Origin of the sequence: Vibrio tasmaniensis (assembly GCF_024347635.1) — a bacterium.
Classification (GTDB): domain Bacteria; phylum Pseudomonadota; class Gammaproteobacteria; order Enterobacterales; family Vibrionaceae; genus Vibrio; species Vibrio tasmaniensis.
Window position 1 is genome coordinate 690,763 of the sequence record NZ_AP025510.1, and the last position, 17,545, is coordinate 708,307.

17 protein-coding genes are annotated in these 17,545 nt (G+C 44.5%); 13 read left to right on the forward strand and 4 right to left on the reverse strand.

The annotated features are described in order from the left end of the window. Positions 1-69: 69 nt before the first annotated feature. From OCV44_RS03260 to OCV44_RS03270, 3 genes are all read right to left on the reverse strand, one after another. Entirely contained in the window at positions 70-948 is an 879-nt protein-coding gene (locus OCV44_RS03260) for a U32 family peptidase (protein WP_170213713.1), read from the reverse strand. A gap of 18 nt (positions 949-966) precedes the next feature. Then, positions 967-1,980 carry a ubiquinone anaerobic biosynthesis protein UbiU gene (gene ubiU / locus OCV44_RS03265; RefSeq protein WP_016767827.1) on the reverse strand — a complete coding sequence of 338 codons (1,014 nt, stop codon included), beginning with the start codon at positions 1,978-1,980 and terminating at the stop codon, positions 967-969. A gap of 167 nt (positions 1,981-2,147) precedes the next feature. Continuing rightward, positions 2,148-4,187: a sensor domain-containing protein gene (locus OCV44_RS03270; protein WP_139684574.1), complete on the reverse strand. Its 2,040-nt coding sequence runs from the start codon at positions 4,185-4,187 to the stop codon at positions 2,148-2,150. A gap of 256 nt (positions 4,188-4,443) precedes the next feature. Between OCV44_RS03270 and ubiT the strand changes: the two genes are divergently transcribed. From ubiT to deoD, 12 genes are all read left to right on the forward strand, one after another. Then, on the forward strand, positions 4,444-4,971 hold the full coding sequence (gene ubiT / locus OCV44_RS03275) for a ubiquinone anaerobic biosynthesis accessory factor UbiT (protein ID WP_009847531.1): 528 nt from the start codon (positions 4,444-4,446) through the stop codon (positions 4,969-4,971). Next, complete coding sequence (locus OCV44_RS03280; protein WP_009847530.1) at positions 4,955-5,458, forward strand: GNAT family N-acetyltransferase; 504 nt, start codon at positions 4,955-4,957, stop codon at positions 5,456-5,458. The genes ubiT and OCV44_RS03280 overlap by 17 nt, the downstream gene beginning before the upstream one ends. Positions 5,459-5,612: 154 nt before the next feature. Further along, positions 5,613-6,011 carry a DNA polymerase III subunit psi gene (locus tag OCV44_RS03285; RefSeq protein WP_139684575.1) on the forward strand — a complete coding sequence of 133 codons (399 nt, stop codon included), beginning with the start codon at positions 5,613-5,615 and terminating at the stop codon, positions 6,009-6,011. Next, a complete protein-coding gene (gene rimI / locus OCV44_RS03290) occupies positions 6,004-6,459 on the forward strand; it encodes a ribosomal protein S18-alanine N-acetyltransferase (RefSeq protein ID WP_029222296.1) in 456 nt (151 codons plus the stop codon). The genes OCV44_RS03285 and rimI overlap by 8 nt, the downstream gene beginning before the upstream one ends. Positions 6,460-6,631: 172 nt before the next feature. Further along, positions 6,632-8,212, forward strand: a complete 1,581-nt coding sequence (gene prfC / locus OCV44_RS03295; RefSeq protein WP_012604694.1) for a peptide chain release factor 3 — start codon at positions 6,632-6,634, stop codon at positions 8,210-8,212. A 91-nt stretch (positions 8,213-8,303) separates the two neighbouring features. After that, positions 8,304-8,459, forward strand: coding sequence for a DUF5363 domain-containing protein (locus tag OCV44_RS03300; RefSeq protein ID WP_246091719.1), 156 nt, complete (start codon positions 8,304-8,306; stop codon positions 8,457-8,459). Further along, entirely contained in the window at positions 8,440-9,270 is an 831-nt protein-coding gene (locus OCV44_RS03305) for a TatD family hydrolase (protein ID WP_139684576.1), read from the forward strand. Before OCV44_RS03300 ends, OCV44_RS03305 begins: the two co-directional genes overlap by 20 nt. Positions 9,271-9,474: 204 nt before the next feature. After that, positions 9,475-10,737 (forward strand): NupC/NupG family nucleoside CNT transporter, encoded by a 1,263-nt coding sequence (locus tag OCV44_RS03310; protein WP_086048827.1) that lies wholly within the window; start codon positions 9,475-9,477, stop codon positions 10,735-10,737. 537 nt (positions 10,738-11,274) lie between these two features. After that, positions 11,275-12,051 (forward strand): deoxyribose-phosphate aldolase, encoded by a 777-nt coding sequence (gene deoC / locus OCV44_RS03315; RefSeq protein ID WP_048605645.1) that lies wholly within the window; start codon positions 11,275-11,277, stop codon positions 12,049-12,051. Positions 12,052-12,306: 255 nt separating this feature from the next. Beyond that, positions 12,307-13,635, forward strand: coding sequence for a thymidine phosphorylase (gene deoA, locus OCV44_RS03320; protein WP_139684577.1), 1,329 nt, complete (start codon positions 12,307-12,309; stop codon positions 13,633-13,635). Positions 13,636-13,710: 75 nt separating this feature from the next. After that, positions 13,711-14,931 carry a phosphopentomutase gene (locus OCV44_RS03325; protein WP_139684578.1) on the forward strand — a complete coding sequence of 407 codons (1,221 nt, stop codon included), beginning with the start codon at positions 13,711-13,713 and terminating at the stop codon, positions 14,929-14,931. A 64-nt stretch (positions 14,932-14,995) separates the two neighbouring features. After that, a complete protein-coding gene (gene deoD / locus OCV44_RS03330) occupies positions 14,996-15,715 on the forward strand; it encodes a purine-nucleoside phosphorylase (RefSeq protein ID WP_139684579.1) in 720 nt (239 codons plus the stop codon). 95 nt (positions 15,716-15,810) lie between these two features. Here the strand turns inward: deoD and OCV44_RS03335 are convergent, their stop codons facing one another. Then, positions 15,811-16,422, reverse strand: coding sequence for a YtjB family periplasmic protein (locus OCV44_RS03335; RefSeq protein WP_009847518.1), 612 nt, complete (start codon positions 16,420-16,422; stop codon positions 15,811-15,813). Between the two features lie 109 nt (positions 16,423-16,531). On the opposite strand from OCV44_RS03335, the gene serB reads away from it, so the two are divergent. After that, the gene (gene serB / locus OCV44_RS03340; RefSeq protein ID WP_017103874.1) at positions 16,532-17,512 is read left to right on the forward strand and encodes a phosphoserine phosphatase; all 981 of its coding nucleotides are present in this window, start codon (positions 16,532-16,534) and stop codon (positions 17,510-17,512) included. Positions 17,513-17,545: the final 33 nt, after the last annotated feature.

Below are 17,545 nucleotides of genomic sequence, written 5' to 3' on the forward strand. Positions count from 1 at the left end.
CGAATTAAAAAGGTCTAGCGAATGCGAGACCTTTTTTGTATCTGTTGTTAGTTAACCCAATTCGAGGAACTAGATGTTCTTAACCTCTAAACCTGCAAGCTGATGCCAGTAGCCATTGCACTGACGGCTTTCAATCTTCATCGGGTTTTGACCTTGCTCGTTCGCTCGGAAATTATTAATTTCCGAGAAGGTATCGAGACCTAACGGGCTCAAACGAACCACGTCGACCAAGTCATGCATGTTCGGTAAATCATTGACTAGGTTGTAGCAGTAACCTGATTGCGTCTGGATACCATTAAGGTTAAATACTGATTGGCCTTCTTGGCTTTCTACTTGTAGCCCTGTTGGGTACTTGATACAGCAGGTTTCGCAATCGTCTTTAGCTTTGTTTTCCGCACGAGCGGTAAAGCAGCGCGCCGAGTAAGCAAGCGGTAGATAGCCGTGACTAAACACTTCTACTTCGAACTTATTACGAATATTGAGCTCTTCGCACTGTGTCATGACGTTGCTCAACCATTCTCGAGAAAGCTCTACAGGCATACACCAACGCGTCATACCTTGCTTAAGGAATAGGTTTAGCGTGCGTGCGTTGTAGGTGTTCACTGCTGGGCCAACAACAAAAGGCACCTTACTTTCATTTGCCAGTTGAATTGCAGATACATCATTAGCTTCAATCGCAAAGTCACCGTTATCAATGTACTTCTTCATGATGTTGACTTCGCTTGGCGCTTCTAACAATGCCATGGTTGAAAGCACTACTTGCTTACCGGAATCAGACAGCTCTTTTGCTATGTCCATCCAGTGTTTTGCTTTCATCTCGCGGCGCTTTGAGCACACCGCCTCACCTAGGTAGATGATGTCGGCAGAGCTTGATTTAGCTTGCTCATAGAAGCTTTCAACATCTTGTTTTGGCCAAAAATAAAGTAGAGGGCCTAATGCGTATTTCATTGAGTTCTCCATTTGGATCTATTGCCATTTACGGTGATAAGCGCCAAGCGTGGTTTGTGTACCTTCAGATACATTTGCCAGTGTCGCGTTCCAAGCTTGTTCCACTTGGTATTGTTCAGGGTTCGCTAAGTAGCGGTCGATGGCTGCGCGCCAAGTGCGAGTGACTTGCTCGACATAAGCTGGGCTACGTTGGCGGCCTTCAATTTTCACAGAGGCAACATTCGCGGCGAAAAGCTCAGGCAACATGGACAGCGTGTTTAGGCTCGTTGGCTCTTCAAGTGCATGATAGCGCTTACGTTCACCATCGATATCCGCTTCGAAACGACCTTTACACAGCGTTGGGTAACCTGCGTTCTCACCTGCTTCATACTTGTCGATAAGTATTTCATTCAAGCGAGACTCTAAGCCGGTTTCTGTTTCTTGCCAGCGAACGTATTTAGCTGGAGAGCAAGCACCAACGGTATTTGGTGATTCACCTGTCATGTATGAAGAGAGGTAGCAACGGCCTTCTGCCATGATACATAAGCTACCAAAAGCGAATACTTCAAGGTCAACGTCAGAAGTGATATTACGAGAAAGCTGTTTGACCTGGTGAATCGACAACACACGCGGCAGTACGACACGCTTTACGTTGAAGTTTTTATGGTAGAAGTCGATAGCGGCTGCATTGGTCGCAGATGCTTGCACTGATAGGTGCAGTTCTAGATCTGGATACTTATTTGCTGCGTACTCGAGCACCGCGATGTCAGCGATGATCAGCGCATCAACGCCTAGCGCAGCAGCGTTGTCTACAGCGTTTGTCCAACGTTCGAATCCGTTTGGGTGAGCAAAAGTATTTAAGGCAACGTGAATTTTCTTGTTGCGGTCATGTACATACTGCACAGCACGATCGAGCTTTTTACCCGCAAAGTTAAGGCCTGCGAAGTGTCGGGCATTCGTATCGTCTTTGAATCCGATGTAGACAGCATCCGCACCGCAATCAATAGCGGTTTTCAAAGCAGGTAAGTTACCCGCTGGGCATAAGAGTTCCATTTGCTCACTACCAATAGAATAAAATTGAAGCGAGTATTTTATGAAGAATTATGAATGACAGAATTGATGTAAGGCAGGTTTAGATGGATAAATCTGTTTTTACCCCATTTGAGGTACTGGCGAATGGCGAGTTTTTGTTTTAGCGTGGTATTGGAAGGCGTGTTTTACTAATTCTTGTGGCGACGGTTTTGGGCGAATAATTCTTCAACCTCTTGTTTCGGTTGAGGGCGATAGAAGTGGAAACCTTGAATTGAACTGCAGTTGAGATTAGACAGTAGGGTTGCTTGCTCACTGGTTTCGACACCCTCTGCTACCACGGTTAAATCGAGAGATTTCCCAAGGTTGATGATGTTTTCAATCACGGTAATTTGCTTTGGTAAGGTATCGATATCTGAGATAAAGGCCCGGTCAATTTTAAGCTCATCAATTGGAAAGCGAGCAAGGTAAGATAGAGAAGAATAACCGGTACCAAAATCATCAATGGATAACGCAAAGCCAAGTCTTTTAATTGCGTTCAGCATTTGCAGCGTGTGCTCACTATCACTCATTACGGCACTTTCTGTAAGCTCAAAGGTAATCGCACTTGGATCCAGCTCAGTCGAACGCAGCAACTTCTCCATGAAATCAATCAATTTTGGATTACCAAACTGTTCTGGTGAAAGGTTGATCGCGACGCGACCCGGTAAAATACCTTGCATCTTCCACCGTTTCACCGTGGCAAATACTTCGCGCATTACCACACGACCAAGTTGTTCAATAAGGCCTGCTCGTTCCGCTACTGGAATAAATGCGGCAGGGCTAATATAACCTTCTACAGGGTGCTTCCAACGTACCAGAGCTTCTGCTCCGTTAATGGTGAAGTCACGTGCATTTACTTTTGGTTGGTACCAAACCTCAAGCCCGTTCTGTTGCAGTGCTTTTTGCAGTTCTATCTCAAGCCACAGTCGCATTCGCGCTTCTTTGTTCATCTGTTCGTTGAACTTAATCAGGCGGTTGCGTCCACGATCCTTAGCTTCATACATTGCGGTGTCAGCATTTTGCAGCAAGATACGCGCGTCGCTGCCATCGTGAGGAAAACTGACACTACCAATCGAGCAGGCTAAGCGCTTGCTAAAATGGTGGAGATCGAAGGGTTGATTGATCAGAGATATGATCTTCTCAGAGAGTATTTCAGGCGTTCGTGGGTGTTCCGGCTCAGGTAGAATAATACCGAATTCATCACCGCCTAAATGACCAATAACAGCTTGACGAGGCAGTTGTCGTTTTAAGCGAGATGCGACCTCTTTAATCACTTTATCACCGATGTGGTGGCCAAGTGAGTCATTGATATTTTTGAAGTTATCGATGTCTAAATAGAGCATCACAACAGGAGTATTGTTGTGAATGAACTGCTCAAGGCTCTTGGTAAACCCAAGTCGGTTGTAGAGCTTCGTCAGTGTGTCAATGTAGGCATCTTCACTGTTAGCGGGTGTGTATTGTTTTGTTGTTTCTTGGGCGTCTTGAATCAGTACGAGTTGGGTACTACTCCCAAGAATGACCGTCGAGTCGATATTTAGCTGAACCTTACGTTCAAAGCCACATCGAGCACCCGTTAAACAAACCAAACCAGACTCAGAAATAATGGAACTGAGATCATTATTAAAGACTGTTTTGGTTTGTTCATCGATAAATAATCGACCTAACTCTTCGCCAATCAACTCTGTCGTTGAGTTGAAACCAAGCAAGCGCGCAGCCGCAGGGTTCGAAGACAGGATGTAGTCGTTTTCAACTAACAGTAATCCGTCTGGGAGCAGGTGAGATAGCTTGTGGAATTTCGCTTCGGACTCTTCTAAAGAACGGACAAGTACTTGGTTTTCAGATGTATCGAAGGCGTGAAAGATGATGTATTCAGTCTTTTTACCATTGGTAAGCGGAGATAAGCTGAAATGAAGGCTAGTGTCTAAAGCAGTTTCGTTTAGGGTAATTTCCGCCTCAATCGTTTCGCCATTGAATGCACGCTCATAGTAAGGCTTAAGGTGTTGGTAGAATTGCTCGCCTAAGGTTTGGCGGTCATTCATGCCTACAAGCTCTGTTTTACTTAAACCAGCAATATCACAGTAACGCTCATTCACCATAAAATAATTATGTTGAGCATCAAGTACCGCAAAAAAGAACGGACTGTTTGCAGTTAGCTGTGTAAACCAATGTTGTAGTTGCTGGGGAGGCATCAAAGTACTACCAATTCTCCAAGAGCTTAAATATTCACTACCGTTAAATGTTGATTGCTTTTTGTTCAGCTATCGATATTTACTTGTGGGCGCAGCTATTCGCTGTAATTTTCACGACCAAGTTACTATAACTGCGATCATCAATATATTAAAGGTCGAGTATCAAACTGAATTAATTTGATACATAACAGTAACTGAGATCTCAACATCATCTATGATGCTTTCTATATTATTGACAAAGTTACGGATAAGTCACGTGATAAACAAGATACGCACTCAACTAGTTCAAAATGCCGCATCAATTTTGCGATCTCCAGTCCAGTTATTACCAAAATCAGTACAAAAAAAAGCCTTATTAGAAGCATTGAAAAATGTATTCAAGGAGGCTTTAGAGGATGGTGATTTTGAGTTCCTAGAAGACAAGTGGCTTAAAGTTTCAATAAAAGATATGGGGTTAAGTTGGTGTATTAGCTACAAAAATGAGCAACTAGTTGTCGCTGATAAAGAAGTCAATGAAGATGTGAGTTTTAGTGGCAATCTTAATGATCTCGTGTTGATTGCGGGGCGCAAAGAAGACCCAGATACGCTTTTCTTCCAGCGTCGACTGTCTATCGAGGGCGATACCGAGCTAGGCTTGGAAGTTAAAAATTTGATGGATAGCGTCGATTTAGACTTATTGCCGACTCCTATGAAAACTTTGTTAAATCAATTAGCTGATTTTGTGCAGAAGGGAGTACAATCCCCAGATACACAAAGTGAGGTAATGAATGCTTATTCGAACTGAAGCACCGGCAGATATACTTGTCATTGATCGTTTATTAAAATCTGTTTTTGAAACGGATGCAGAAGCTAACTTGGTTATGAGCTTGCGTGAGAATAGCCATTTAACGCTATCGCTGGTGGCTTGTTCTGATGAAGGCGAGGTGGTTGGTCACCTGATGTTTAGCCCTCTGACTCTTGATGGTGACGATCACAATTGGCAGGGGCTTGCACCTCTCGCTGTGAAAGAAGAGTTCCGTAATCAAGGCATTGCCAAATCACTGGTTGAAGACGCATTTTCTACTTTGGTAGATTTTGGTTACCCAGCTTGTGTTGTGCTCGGTGATCCTGCTTACTACGGTCGTTTTGGTTTCAAGGCGGCGAGCGAATTTGGCCTGAGTTGTGTTTGGGATGTGCCTGAAGGTGCTTTCCAAGCGATTGAGTTGGTAGAAGGGGCGTTTGCTGGGCACTCTGGTGAGATTGCTTACAGCCCTGAGTTCAACGACTTATAAGCTGATTTATCACTCAATAAGATACAAACTGATTTAGTCTAAATAAAGGAGCTTGATGCTCCTTTATTTTTTGTTAGTATCAGCCCCAATGAGCACCTTTAAGTTCGCTTGAAGAATATTAATACCAACAAACCAAAGGTTACGACCGCTAGATATGTCACAAACACACGCGCAATATCTACAAGAGATGGGCATTAGCCAGTGGGAGTTAAGTCACCCAGAGCGTTTGGCTGGTTACGAATCTGAATTGACCCTGTTATCGAATGATTGCAAGTTACTGTTGGTTTCACCAGAAAAGCCTCAGGAAGATCTCGCCGTGATGTTTGAGCGAGTACTTAAAAGTATCAAGCTCGACTTATCTCAGTCGTTACATATTCAACCTCAGCATCTATCTTCTGTGGATTTAGGAGTGGTTGAGTGGATATGGTTTGCTGGTTGCGAATCTGCTCATGAACTGAAGGCCAAAACACTTCAATCTCCATTACTGTCTGACATTAACGGTAATAACCAACATCGCCGCGACTTATGGCAACAAATTTGTGCTTATGACTAATCAATTATTACCCACTTCAGAACAACACCTCGACGCTATTTGGCAAATTGAACAGACCGCGCATTCTCATCCTTGGTCTGAAAACATGATCCGTGATCTTAATAGCCGTGGAGGCAGCCACCGTGTTTTAGAGGTGGACGGAGAGGTTGTTGGCTATTTCTATGCTCAGAACATTGTCGGTGAAGTGACTTTGCTGACGATAGCGGTTGACCCCAAGCAGCAAGGTAAAGGCTACGGCAAAGCTTTGGTTGAGCACTTTCTCGATATGTGTGAACAGGCTGACGCTGAAAGTGCTTGGCTAGAAGTTCGCGAAAGTAATGTGAATGCGTTTAATCTTTACGAAAAGGCCGGCTTTAATGAAGTTGATCGCCGTCGTAACTATTACCCAACCAAGCAAGGCAATGAAGATGCCATCATTATGAGCTATCTTTTTATGTCGTTTAGCTAATCATGTTACGTTTTTTAGCAGGCTAAATAACTAACCACAGAATGAGCCTCAAAATAGGGTGCAAACTGACCCTTTAGAAAGTGACTCGCTTTCTGTATAATCCGCACACAGAATTCAAGGGCAAGTATTATCTACTTGCCCTTTTTACGCTTTAGATCAGCAAAGGGCGACTATGTCTTTCCAACAAGAAGTGAGTAAACGTAGAACGTTTGCAATTATCTCTCACCCGGATGCGGGTAAAACCACGATTACTGAAAAAGTTCTTTTATTCGGAAACGCGATTCAAAAAGCGGGTACCGTAAAAGGCCGTGGCTCTAACCAGCACGCTAAATCTGACTGGATGGAGATGGAAAAAGAACGTGGTATCTCGGTAACTACGTCGGTAATGCAATTCCCATACAATGATTGCCTAGTAAACCTACTCGATACTCCAGGACACGAAGATTTTTCGGAAGACACGTACCGTACACTAACTGCGGTTGACTCTTGTTTGATGGTTATCGATGCTGCGAAAGGTGTCGAGGATCGTACTCGTAAACTAATGGAAGTAACGCGTCTACGTGATACACCAATCGTAACGTTTATGAACAAACTTGACCGTGACGTTCGTGATCCAATGGAAGTGCTTGATGAAGTGGAAAGCGAGCTAGGTATGGCTTGTGCTCCAATCTCATGGCCAATCGGTTGTGGTAAAGAGTTTAAAGGTGTTTATCACATTCACCGTGATGAAACGATCTTGTACGAATCTGGTCACGGCCATGAGATCCAAGAAGTTCGTATCATCAAAGGTTTAGATAACCCTGAACTCGACGAAGCTGTTGGCGAAGATCTGGCGAGCAGTGTTCGTGAAGAACTTGAATTGGTTATTGGCGCGTGTCCTGAGTTTGATCACGAACTGTTCCTTGCTGGTGAGTTGACTCCGGTTTACTTCGGTACTGCATTGGGTAACTTCGGTGTTGACCACATGCTTGACGGCCTAACTCGATGGGCTCCAGCTCCTCAAACGCGCCAAGCGAATGAGCGTGATGTTGAAGCGACTGAAGAGAAGTTCTCTGGTTTCGTCTTTAAGATCCAAGCAAACATGGATCCAAAACACCGTGACCGTATCGCATTCATGCGTATCGTATCGGGTACTTATGACCAAGGTATGAAGATGAACCATGTTCGTACTGGTAAGAACGTGAGTATCTCAGATGCGGTAACCTTCATGGCGGGTGACCGTGCGCGTGCTGAAAAAGCATACGCGGGTGACATCATCGGTCTGCATAACCACGGCACAATCCAGATTGGTGATACCTTTACTCAAGGCGAAAGCTTGAAGTTTGCTGGTATTCCTAACTTTGCGCCTGAGCTATTCCGTCGTATTCGTTTGCGCGATCCACTGAAGCAAAAGCAACTTCTAAAGGGCTTGGTTCAGCTTTCTGAAGAGGGTGCGGTTCAAGTATTCCGTCCTTTGCAAAATAACGATCTGATCGTTGGTGCAGTTGGTGTACTTCAGTTTGATGTGGTTGTAGCGCGCTTGAAAGCGGAATACAACGTTGAAGCGATTTACGAAGGTGTAAACGTTGCTACAGCTCGTTGGGTTGAATGTGATGACGCTAAGAAACTAGAAGAATTCAAACGTAAGAGCCAAGCTAACCTCGCGTTAGATGGTGGTGATAACCTGTCTTACATTGCACCGACTATGGTGAACTTGAACCTAGCTTCTGAACGTTTCCCTGAAGTTCAGTTCCGAGCGACGCGCGAGCACTAATCACTCTGCGCTCTATTCGAGTTAAATAAAAACGTCTATTGTTCTGCAATAGACGTTTTTTTATGCGTTTCATTTGAGGTCAGAGGGAAGTATGTTCAGTTGGATAAAAGCTTGGATTAAAAGATATGATAAGTGGTGCGAAGATCTGGGATTAACGCCTGAGAATAAGCGCAGCTGTGTCGCTTATCGTCGTGATCCTCAAGAACACATAACAGAGAGTAGAGAAGATGACTCCGCCATTAAGTGAATGCCCGCTGTTTGATACTCATTGCCATGCGGATTTTGACGTCTTTTGCCAAAATAGTGTAATTGATCAGGGATCTGCACTTGATCAAGGCATTGATGGCTACCTTAAAGAAGCAAAACAGGCACAAGTTGAGAAGATTCTTATTCCTTCTATTGGCCAAAGTAACTGGCATAAGCTCGAGAAAATTGCGCAATCCCACCCTAATGTTTACTACGCGTTAGGTTTCCATCCTTACTTTCTAGAGCAAGCTAATGACGAGCAATTCTCAGAGCTTCACCAATTACTCTCATCAAAAAACAGCCAATGCGTTGCGATAGGAGAGTGTGGTCTCGATTTTTTTGTCGATGTTGAGCGGGAGAAACAAGAGCGTTTTTTCATCCAACAAATAGAGCTAGCTAAGGCGTTTAAGCTGCCTTTAATCATCCATGAAAGGAAGTCTTATAACCGACTCATTGAACTATTAAAGCAGCACAAGTTCACTTTAGGTGGTGTGATTCACGGTTTTTCAGGGAGTGAACAGCAAGCTTTAGCGTGGATCCGGCTTGGTTTCTATATTGGCGTTGGTGGAACGATTACTTACCCAAGAGCACAAAAAACACGCGCCACTATCTCGAAACTGCCTCTTGAATGTCTGGTATTAGAAACGGATGCACCGGACATGCCCATGCATGAAAAGCAAGGAAATGTTAACCATTCCAAGTATTTAGTTACGATCTTAAATGAACTGTTTTTGCTTAGAAAAGAGTCAAAGCAATCGGTTGCAATGCAAGTTTGGCAAAATAGCCATCATGTATTCCGTATATGTGAATAAAATCGAAGGTTTTTGTTTATCGTTTGCGTAAATTGCACATGGCTTGTGATTTGGCTCACATTTGTGTGTGAATGGTACATGAATCTTCTACGAAAGTGTGAGGACGGCATTACTTTATTAGTGGTCGCATGAGTATAATTGCCTCCGCTTTATAGCCCCATTTTGTCACACGCCAATAAATAACTAATAAGGAAGTCATAAACTATGAGCCTGTTTATGAGCCTAGTCGGTATGGTCGTACTGATTGCAATCGCAGTACTACTATCTGATAACCGCAAAGCTATTAACGTAAGAACAGTGGGTGGCGCTTTCGCTATCCAATTCGCACTTGGTGCATTCGTACTTTACATCCCTTGGGGTCGTGATCTACTTGCAGGTTTTTCTGCTGGTGTAGCAAACGTGATCGACTACGGTAAAGACGGTACTGGTTTCCTATTCGGCAGCCTAGTTAACTTTTCAGTTGACGGTATCGGTTTCATCTTTGCTTTCCAAGTACTACCAACTCTGATTTTCTTCTCTGCACTTATCTCTGTACTTTACTACATTGGTGTAATGCAAATTGTAATCAAAGTTCTAGGTGGTGGTCTTCAGAAAGCTCTAGGAACTTCTCGCGCTGAGTCAATGTCTGCAGCAGCAAACATCTTCGTTGGTCAAACAGAAGCACCTCTAGTTGTTCGTCCATTTGTTCCTAAAATGACTAACTCTGAACTATTCGCAGTAATGTGTGGTGGTTTAGCTTCTGTAGCTGGTGGTGTACTAGCAGGTTACGCATCTATGGGTGTACCTCTAGAGTACCTAGTTGCAGCGTCATTCATGGCAGCACCTGGTGGTCTACTATTCGCTAAAATCATCAAGCCTGAAACAGATACGCCAGACGATAACATCGCTGACGAAATGGACGGTGGCGATGACAAACCAGCTAACGTTATCGACGCAGCAGCAGGTGGCGCATCAGTTGGTCTACAACTAGCTCTTAACGTTGGTGCAATGCTACTTGCATTCATCGGTCTAATTGCTCTAATCAACGGTATCCTAGGTGGCATCGGTGGTTGGTTCGGTATGGAAAACCTAACTCTAGAACTTCTTCTAGGTTGGATCTTCGCACCGCTAGCATTCATCATTGGTGTGCCATGGGAAGAAGCAACTATTGCTGGTTCTTTCATTGGTCAGAAGACAGTTGTTAACGAATTCGTTGCATACCTAAACTTCGTACCATACATCGGTGACAACGCTCAAATCGTTGAAGCGACTGGTCAAGTGATGTCTGTTAAGACTCAAGCAATTATCTCATTCGCTCTATGTGGTTTCGCAAACCTTTCTTCAATTGCGATTCTTCTAGGTGGTCTAGGTGGTATTGCACCAAGCCGTCGCCACGACATCGCTCGTATGGGTGTTAAAGCGGTTATTGCTGGTACTCTATCTAACCTGATGGCAGCAACAATTGCTGGCTTCTTCCTATCTTTCTAATCAGTTAGAAATCGATATATAGACGCCATAATAATATCGCCCCGTAGCAAGAAATTGCTGCGGGGCTTTTTTGTTTTTAGACCCCGCGTTTTTCAGCATGAAGATGAGCATGTGTTTGAATTCGATATTGGGTCTAGAATGTTTTTTTGAGATACAAACCGTTTGCGTTCTAAGGAGCACTACAATTTATTGATGGATACCTATAATGTATAAGCTAAAGGGATAGGATGTCTCTGTTGGCAAGAAAGTAACATTGAAATTTACTCAAACGTTATTCTTCTGGGATTAAGCCAAACTTAGCAATACGCTAGATTAGCAATACACTATAGATGTTAGACACAACATGACTGATTTGTTGTGCCATAGACCAAACTGGTACTGTGCGGTGACAAGGATTGCAATTGATAGCGAAAGTTATCAAGTCTTCAGGGAACCAAGTCCGTTCATTTGTGACTACTGAGCATTACTAAAATATCCATCTATACTGGATGGATGGTGAAGTAGTTAACTATTTGAATATATTGATCGGAGATAGAAATGAGCGATTTAAAAGCAGCAGCTCTACGTGCACTTAAACTTATGGACCTAACGACGCTAAATGACGACGATACTACTGAAAAAGTAGTGGCACTTTGTCATGACGCGAAGACTGCAGTTGGCAACACCGCTGCAATCTGTATTTACCCTCGCTTCATCCCAGCAGCTAAAAAGGCGTTGCGTGAGCAAGGTACTCCAGAAGTACGCATCGCGACTGTAACTAACTTCCCTCATGGTAATGACGACATCGAAATTGCTGTTGCTGAAACAAAAGCAGCGGTAGCGTACGGCGCAGACGAAGTTGACGTAGTATTCCCATACCGTGCTCTTATTGCTGGCAACGAAGAAGTGGGTTTTGAGCTAGTTAAACAGTGTAAAGCCGCTTGTGGTGACATCACGCTTAAAGTGATCATCGAAACAGGTGAGCTTAAAGAAGAAGCGCTGATCAAGAAAGCTTCTCAAATCTGTATCGAAGCCGGTGCCGACTTCATCAAAACTTCAACAGGCAAAGTGCCAGTAAACGCGACTCCAGAGTTCGCGCGCATGATGCTTGAAGTGATTCGTGACATGGGCGTAGCTAAAACAGTTGGTTTCAAACCTGCTGGTGGCGTACGTACTGCTGAAGATGCAGCACTATACCTAGCAATGGCTGATGAGCTACTAGGCGCTGAGTGGGCAGACAACATGCACTACCGTTTTGGTGCTTCAAGCCTACTAACTAACCTTCTTAATACATTAGAAGTGACAGACCAGACTGCTGATCCAGCAGCATACTAATTTACTCGTCATATTTGACGCCGCAGCGTTGTTGACTGCGTAAGTTCACCGGTTCGCCGGCCGTCCTAATCACATAGAGCTTCTATGCTCATAGGAATGAACTTCGATTTTCTTTCAAGAGAATAGTCGCCTAACTGCAACGCCAAATATTTAGAGTATTGATAACAATTAAGTCTGTTTGATGGAGTGGCGTTAAGTCACTCCATATTACCTCTTTCCCTACAAACCATACTCACTAGAGTTTGGGAGGCACTAATGTATCTACCTCAAGAAATTATTCGCAGAAAACGTGATAACGAAGTACTGACCACAGAAGAAATTAACTTCTTCATCCAAGGTGTCGCTAAAAACACGGTTTCTGAAGGCCAAATTGCTGCATTCGCAATGGCTATCTTTTTTAATGAAATGACGATGCCAGAACGTATCGCACTGACGTGTGCAATGCGTGATTCGGGCATGGTGATCGACTGGAGCCACATGAACTTTGATGGCCCAATCGTTGATAAGCACTCTACTGGTGGTGTTGGTGACGTAACTTCTCTGATGCTTGGCCCTATGGTGGCAGCATGTGGTGGTTTCGTTCCAATGATCTCTGGTCGTGGTTTAGGCCACACTGGCGGTACGCTAGACAAACTTGAATCTATCCCTGGTTACAATATTACACCAACCAACGATGTGTTTGGTGCTGTAACCAAAGAAGCTGGCGTAGCGATCATCGGCCAAACTGGCGATTTAGCACCGGCTGATAAGCGCGTTTACGCGACTCGAGATATCACGGCAACAGTCGACAACATCTCGTTGATCACAGCTTCAATTCTGTCTAAGAAATTGGCTGCTGGTCTTGATTCTCTAGTGATGGACGTAAAAGTAGGTTCAGGCGCATTCATGCCAACGTATGAAGCCTCTGAAGAACTAGCGAAATCTATCGTTGCAGTAGCAAACGGCGCGGGTACTAAAACAACGGCAATCCTAACGGACATGAACCAAGTTCTGGCTTCTTCAGCGGGTAACGCAGTAGAAGTGCGTGAAGCGGTTCAATTTCTAACCGGCGAATATCGTAACCCACGTTTGCTAGAAATTACGATGGCATCGTGTGCTGAAATGCTGGTTCTGGGTAACCTTGCAAAAGATTCAGACGAAGCGCGTGAAAAACTGATGGCAGTACTGGATAACGGTAAAGCAGCAGAGTGCTTCGGTAAGATGGTAGCGGGCCTTGGTGGTCCAGCAGATTTCGTAACGAACTACGATAACTACCTAGAAAAAGCAGAAATTGTTAAACCAGTGTACGCGTTACAAAGCGGAGTTGTATCAGCGATGGATACGCGTGCCATTGGTATGGCTGTAGTTGGTATGGGCGGTGGTCGCCGTGTAGCAACAGACAGCATTGATTACGCAGTCGGTTTTGATAGCTTCATTCGCCTTGGCGAAGTAGCAAGTGACGATAAACCATTAGCAATGATTCATGCTCGCAATGAACAACAGTGGCAAGAAGCTGCGATGGCATTACAAAATGCAATCATTGTCGGTGGAGAATACACAGCAACGCCAGACGTTTACCGTCAGATTCGTTCTGAAGACGTGTAAATAACAGGTATCGGTATACGTGTGTATACCGATAAACCGAGTTCTGGTGCAAAGAGCAATAAGTTGGTGAAGAAAATGAAAAGAGCATTTATTTTAGTTTTAGATTCATTCGGTATCGGCGAAACAGCAGATGCGGACACATTCGGTGATGTAGGTTCGGATACAATGGGTCACATTGCTGACCATTGTGATCAAGGCCTTGCAGACAATGCGGATCGTAAAGGTCCACTAACGCTGCCAAACCTGTCTAAGCTAGGTTTAGCTATGGCTCACAAAGAGTCTACAGGTCGCTTTGCTCCTGGTATGGATGCAGACGCTGAGATCATTGGCGCTTACGGTCACGCTGCTGAGCTGTCTTCTGGTAAAGACACGCCATCAGGTCACTGGGAAATCGCAGGTGTACCGGTATTGTTTGACTGGGGCTACTTCACCGACAAAGAGAACAGCTTTCCAAAAGAGCTGACTGACCGCATCCTTGAGCGTGCTGGTCTATCTGATTTCTTAGGTAACTGCCACTCATCGGGTACAGAAATCCTAGATAACCTAGGTGAAGAACATATGAAGACTGGCCTGCCAATCTTCTACACTTCTGCAGACTCTGTTTTCCAGATCGCATGTCATGAAGAGACATTCGGCTTACAAAACCTATTAGACCTTTGTCAGATTGCTCGTGAAGAGCTAGCTGATTACAACATTGGTCGTGTTATCGCTCGTCCGTTTATTGGTGCTGGTAAAGGTCAATTCGAACGTACTGGTAACCGTCGCGATCTTTCTGTTGAACCGCCAGCGGCGACTGTTCTTCAGAAGCTGGTTGATGAGAAGGGCGGCAACGTTCACTCGATCGGTAAGATCTCTGATATCTACGCAGGTTGTGGCATCACTCAGAAAACCAAAGCAACAGGTATCCCTGCACTATTTGAAGCAACCAAAGAAGCGATCAATGAAGCGGGCGACAACACCATCGTGTTCACTAACTTCGTTGATTTCGACTCAGCTTACGGCCACCGCCGTGATGTTGCAGGTTACGCAGCGGCACTTGAGTACTTCGATGGTCGCATCAATGAAATCATCGATATGATGAAAGAAGATGACGTGCTTATCCTGACAGCAGACCACGGTTGTGACCCAACATGGCCGGGTTCAGACCATACTCGTGAACATATCCCTGTGATTGTTTACGGTAACAAGGTTCCAGCAGGCTCTCTAGGCCGTCGTGATACCTTCGCTGATATCGGTCAAAGCTTAGCGTCATACTTCGGCACATCGCCAATGGGATACGGTACAAGCTTTTTATAATAGTTAACTAAGAGAGAGGGAAACCTCTCTCTTTTCTTTTGTTTTGAGACTAAGGATATTTTCAATGGCTACTCCACATATTAACGCTGAAATAGGTGATTTCGCTGACGTAGTTCTAATGCCAGGCGATCCGCTACGTGCTAAATACATTGCTGAAACCTTCTTAGAAGAAGTGGTTCAGGTGTGTGATGTTCGTAATATGTTTGGTTACACGGGTACTTACAAAGGTCGTAAGGTGTCAGTAATGGGGCACGGTATGGGCATCCCATCTTGTTCTATTTACGCAACTGAATTGATCAAAGACTTTGGTGTGAAAAAGATCATTCGTGTCGGTAGTTGTGGTGCAGTGAGCGAAGATATTAAAGTGCGTGATGTGGTTATCGGCATGGGGGCGTGTACCGACTCAAAAGTGAACCGCATTCGCTTTAAAGGTCATGACTTCGCGGCTATCGCAGATTACAAAATGGTGCGCGCGGCAGAAGATGCAGCTAAAGCTCGCGGTGTGGATGTCAAAGTCGGCAACCTTTTCTCTGCTGAACTGTTTTACACGCCAGATCCTGACATGTTCGAAGTGATGGACAAATACGGCATCGTCGGCGTTGAGATGGAAGCGGCCGGTATCTACGGCGTTTGTGCTGAATACGGCGCAAAAGCTCTGACGATTTGTACTGTTTCGGATCACATCAAAACCGGTGAGCAAACCACATCAGATGAACGTCAAACGACCTTCAACGACATGATGGTGATTGCACTCGATTCTGTGCTTCTTGGTGACCAAGAGTAATCATTTTTCTATAGCTTGATAAGCTAACAGATAACAAAAAGCCCCGTTGCTGCCTGAGCTTCGGGGCTTTTTCTTGGATGTCTTAAACTAAGCCGTTAAGAGCTGACATTTTTAAGCAGCCAGTTCTCCCCAGACTTAGCCTTTCTTTTACGAATAAGCATGATGAACAACACGCCACTGACAAAACCCATCAAGACCATACCGATCATGTAGCGATCGCTCTTACGGTAGTGATGATCAGAAATAGCGGTCATTTTTCCCGTCTCAAAAGTCACGCGGATAAAGCCAATGATCGTACTCTCTGGAGAGTAAATAGGTTCAACGAGTTGCTGCCTGCCAATACTTGCCGTTGAAAGAGGTGTGTCTAAGCCAAGAACCTCGCGTACCGAGAGCGCTTTTTCACTCGAGGCCAGTCGGATCCCTTCTGCATCGTAGATGGTGGTATCAAATACCAATCGATCCTGAGACAGTTGGTTAGTGAGCTCTAGCAGGCGCTCTTGATCTTGCTGAGTGATCATCTTACTGGCTGAAAGTGATGCCTGTGAGATCAGTAGTTTGGTCAGCGTTTCCAACTGTTTTGCTTGGATTTTCTCATTGCCTTTACTGATCACTACTGTGTTTTTAATAGTTACCACGAACATAGCAGCCAACAGAATTAGGGCTAGTACTCGTAAAGCGTTACGTATGGAGAACAATGATTCATTCATGTTTCACGAAGCCTGAAATAAACAAATGTTATGATTAAGACATATTGAGACTTGCGTTTTCAAATTGCAATAGGTTAACGTTTAGCATAGTTAATTAGGAATCATACACATGGACGCTCAGAAATATCTGCCGATTAAAAGGCATACGACATTATTAACCCGACTCCCCGAGACTCGTTTCGCTTCTCAACTCGCTAAATCCAAAGCCAATTGGATTGTGTTCGGTGAGTACCTATCTCCACAATCATTCGATGACATCGACTTTTTCACAGGTACCTACAACACCATCCTCGATACGTGGAAGGTGGGACATTATGAAGTGGCACTGATGTCAGGAAACCTAACCCCTGCACACGAAGAAATTTTACAAGCATTGAAGCTTGATTATGCTTGCCTTAGCGAGGTCCCAGACTTATCTAAGCCAGGTTTGATCGTGATGGATATGGACTCCACAGCAATTCAAATCGAATGCATCGATGAGATAGCAAAGCTCGCAGGAGTAGGAGAGTTAGTTTCTGAAATCACAGAGCGTGCGATGCAAGGCGAGCTCGACTTTGAACAGAGCCTACGCCAACGAGTGGGTGCTCTGAAAGGTGCGGATGAGTCGATACTGGAGCAAGTGCGTCAATCATTGCCATTCATGCCAGACTTAGTTGAGCTGGTGAATACTCTGAATAAACTTGGCTGGAAGACGGCGATCGCATCGGGTGGTTTTACTTATTTCTCAGACTACCTGAAAGATACTCTTGATCTTGACCACGCTCAGTCAAACACCCTAGAGATCGTCAATGGTAAATTGACGGGTGAAGTTTTAGGCGATGTTGTTTCCGCGCAGACCAAAGCGGATATCTTGGTAGAGCTTGCTGAAGAGTATGAACTGGAACTGCATAACACCGTTGCCGTGGGTGATGGTGCCAATGACTTGGTTATGATGGGTTCTGCCGGTTTAGGGATTGCTTACCATGCAAAACCGAAAGTTGAACAACAAGCTCAAACTGCTGTGCGTTATGCTGGCTTAGGTGGGGTGCTTTGTATCTTGTCAGGCGTATTAGCTAAGCAGCAAAAGATCAGCTGGCAAGCGAAGCCTTAGTCATATTTAGGGCGGTATAACGGATACAAAAAA

Coding starts and splice junctions, on each gene's coding strand:
- OCV44_RS03285 (WP_139684575.1), top strand. CDS start 5,613: ATGTCACAAACACACGCGCAATATCTACAAGAGATGGGCATTAGCCAG.
- deoC (WP_048605645.1), top strand. CDS start 11,275: ATGAGCGATTTAAAAGCAGCAGCTCTACGTGCACTTAAACTTATGGAC.
- ubiU (WP_016767827.1), bottom strand. CDS start 1,980: ATGGAACTCTTATGCCCAGCGGGTAACTTACCTGCTTTGAAAACCGCT.
- prfC (WP_012604694.1), top strand. CDS start 6,632: ATGTCTTTCCAACAAGAAGTGAGTAAACGTAGAACGTTTGCAATTATC.
- deoD (WP_139684579.1), top strand. CDS start 14,996: ATGGCTACTCCACATATTAACGCTGAAATAGGTGATTTCGCTGACGTA.
- OCV44_RS03305 (WP_139684576.1), top strand. CDS start 8,440: ATGACTCCGCCATTAAGTGAATGCCCGCTGTTTGATACTCATTGCCAT.
- rimI (WP_029222296.1), top strand. CDS start 6,004: ATGACTAATCAATTATTACCCACTTCAGAACAACACCTCGACGCTATT.
- OCV44_RS03300 (WP_246091719.1), top strand. CDS start 8,304: ATGTTCAGTTGGATAAAAGCTTGGATTAAAAGATATGATAAGTGGTGC.
- OCV44_RS03335 (WP_009847518.1), bottom strand. CDS start 16,422: ATGAATGAATCATTGTTCTCCATACGTAACGCTTTACGAGTACTAGCC.
- serB (WP_017103874.1), top strand. CDS start 16,532: ATGGACGCTCAGAAATATCTGCCGATTAAAAGGCATACGACATTATTA.
- OCV44_RS03270 (WP_139684574.1), bottom strand. CDS start 4,187: ATGCCTCCCCAGCAACTACAACATTGGTTTACACAGCTAACTGCAAAC.
- OCV44_RS03280 (WP_009847530.1), top strand. CDS start 4,955: ATGCTTATTCGAACTGAAGCACCGGCAGATATACTTGTCATTGATCGT.
- OCV44_RS03260 (WP_170213713.1), bottom strand. CDS start 948: ATGAAATACGCATTAGGCCCTCTACTTTATTTTTGGCCAAAACAAGAT.
- OCV44_RS03310 (WP_086048827.1), top strand. CDS start 9,475: ATGAGCCTGTTTATGAGCCTAGTCGGTATGGTCGTACTGATTGCAATC.
- OCV44_RS03325 (WP_139684578.1), top strand. CDS start 13,711: ATGAAAAGAGCATTTATTTTAGTTTTAGATTCATTCGGTATCGGCGAA.
- deoA (WP_139684577.1), top strand. CDS start 12,307: ATGTATCTACCTCAAGAAATTATTCGCAGAAAACGTGATAACGAAGTA.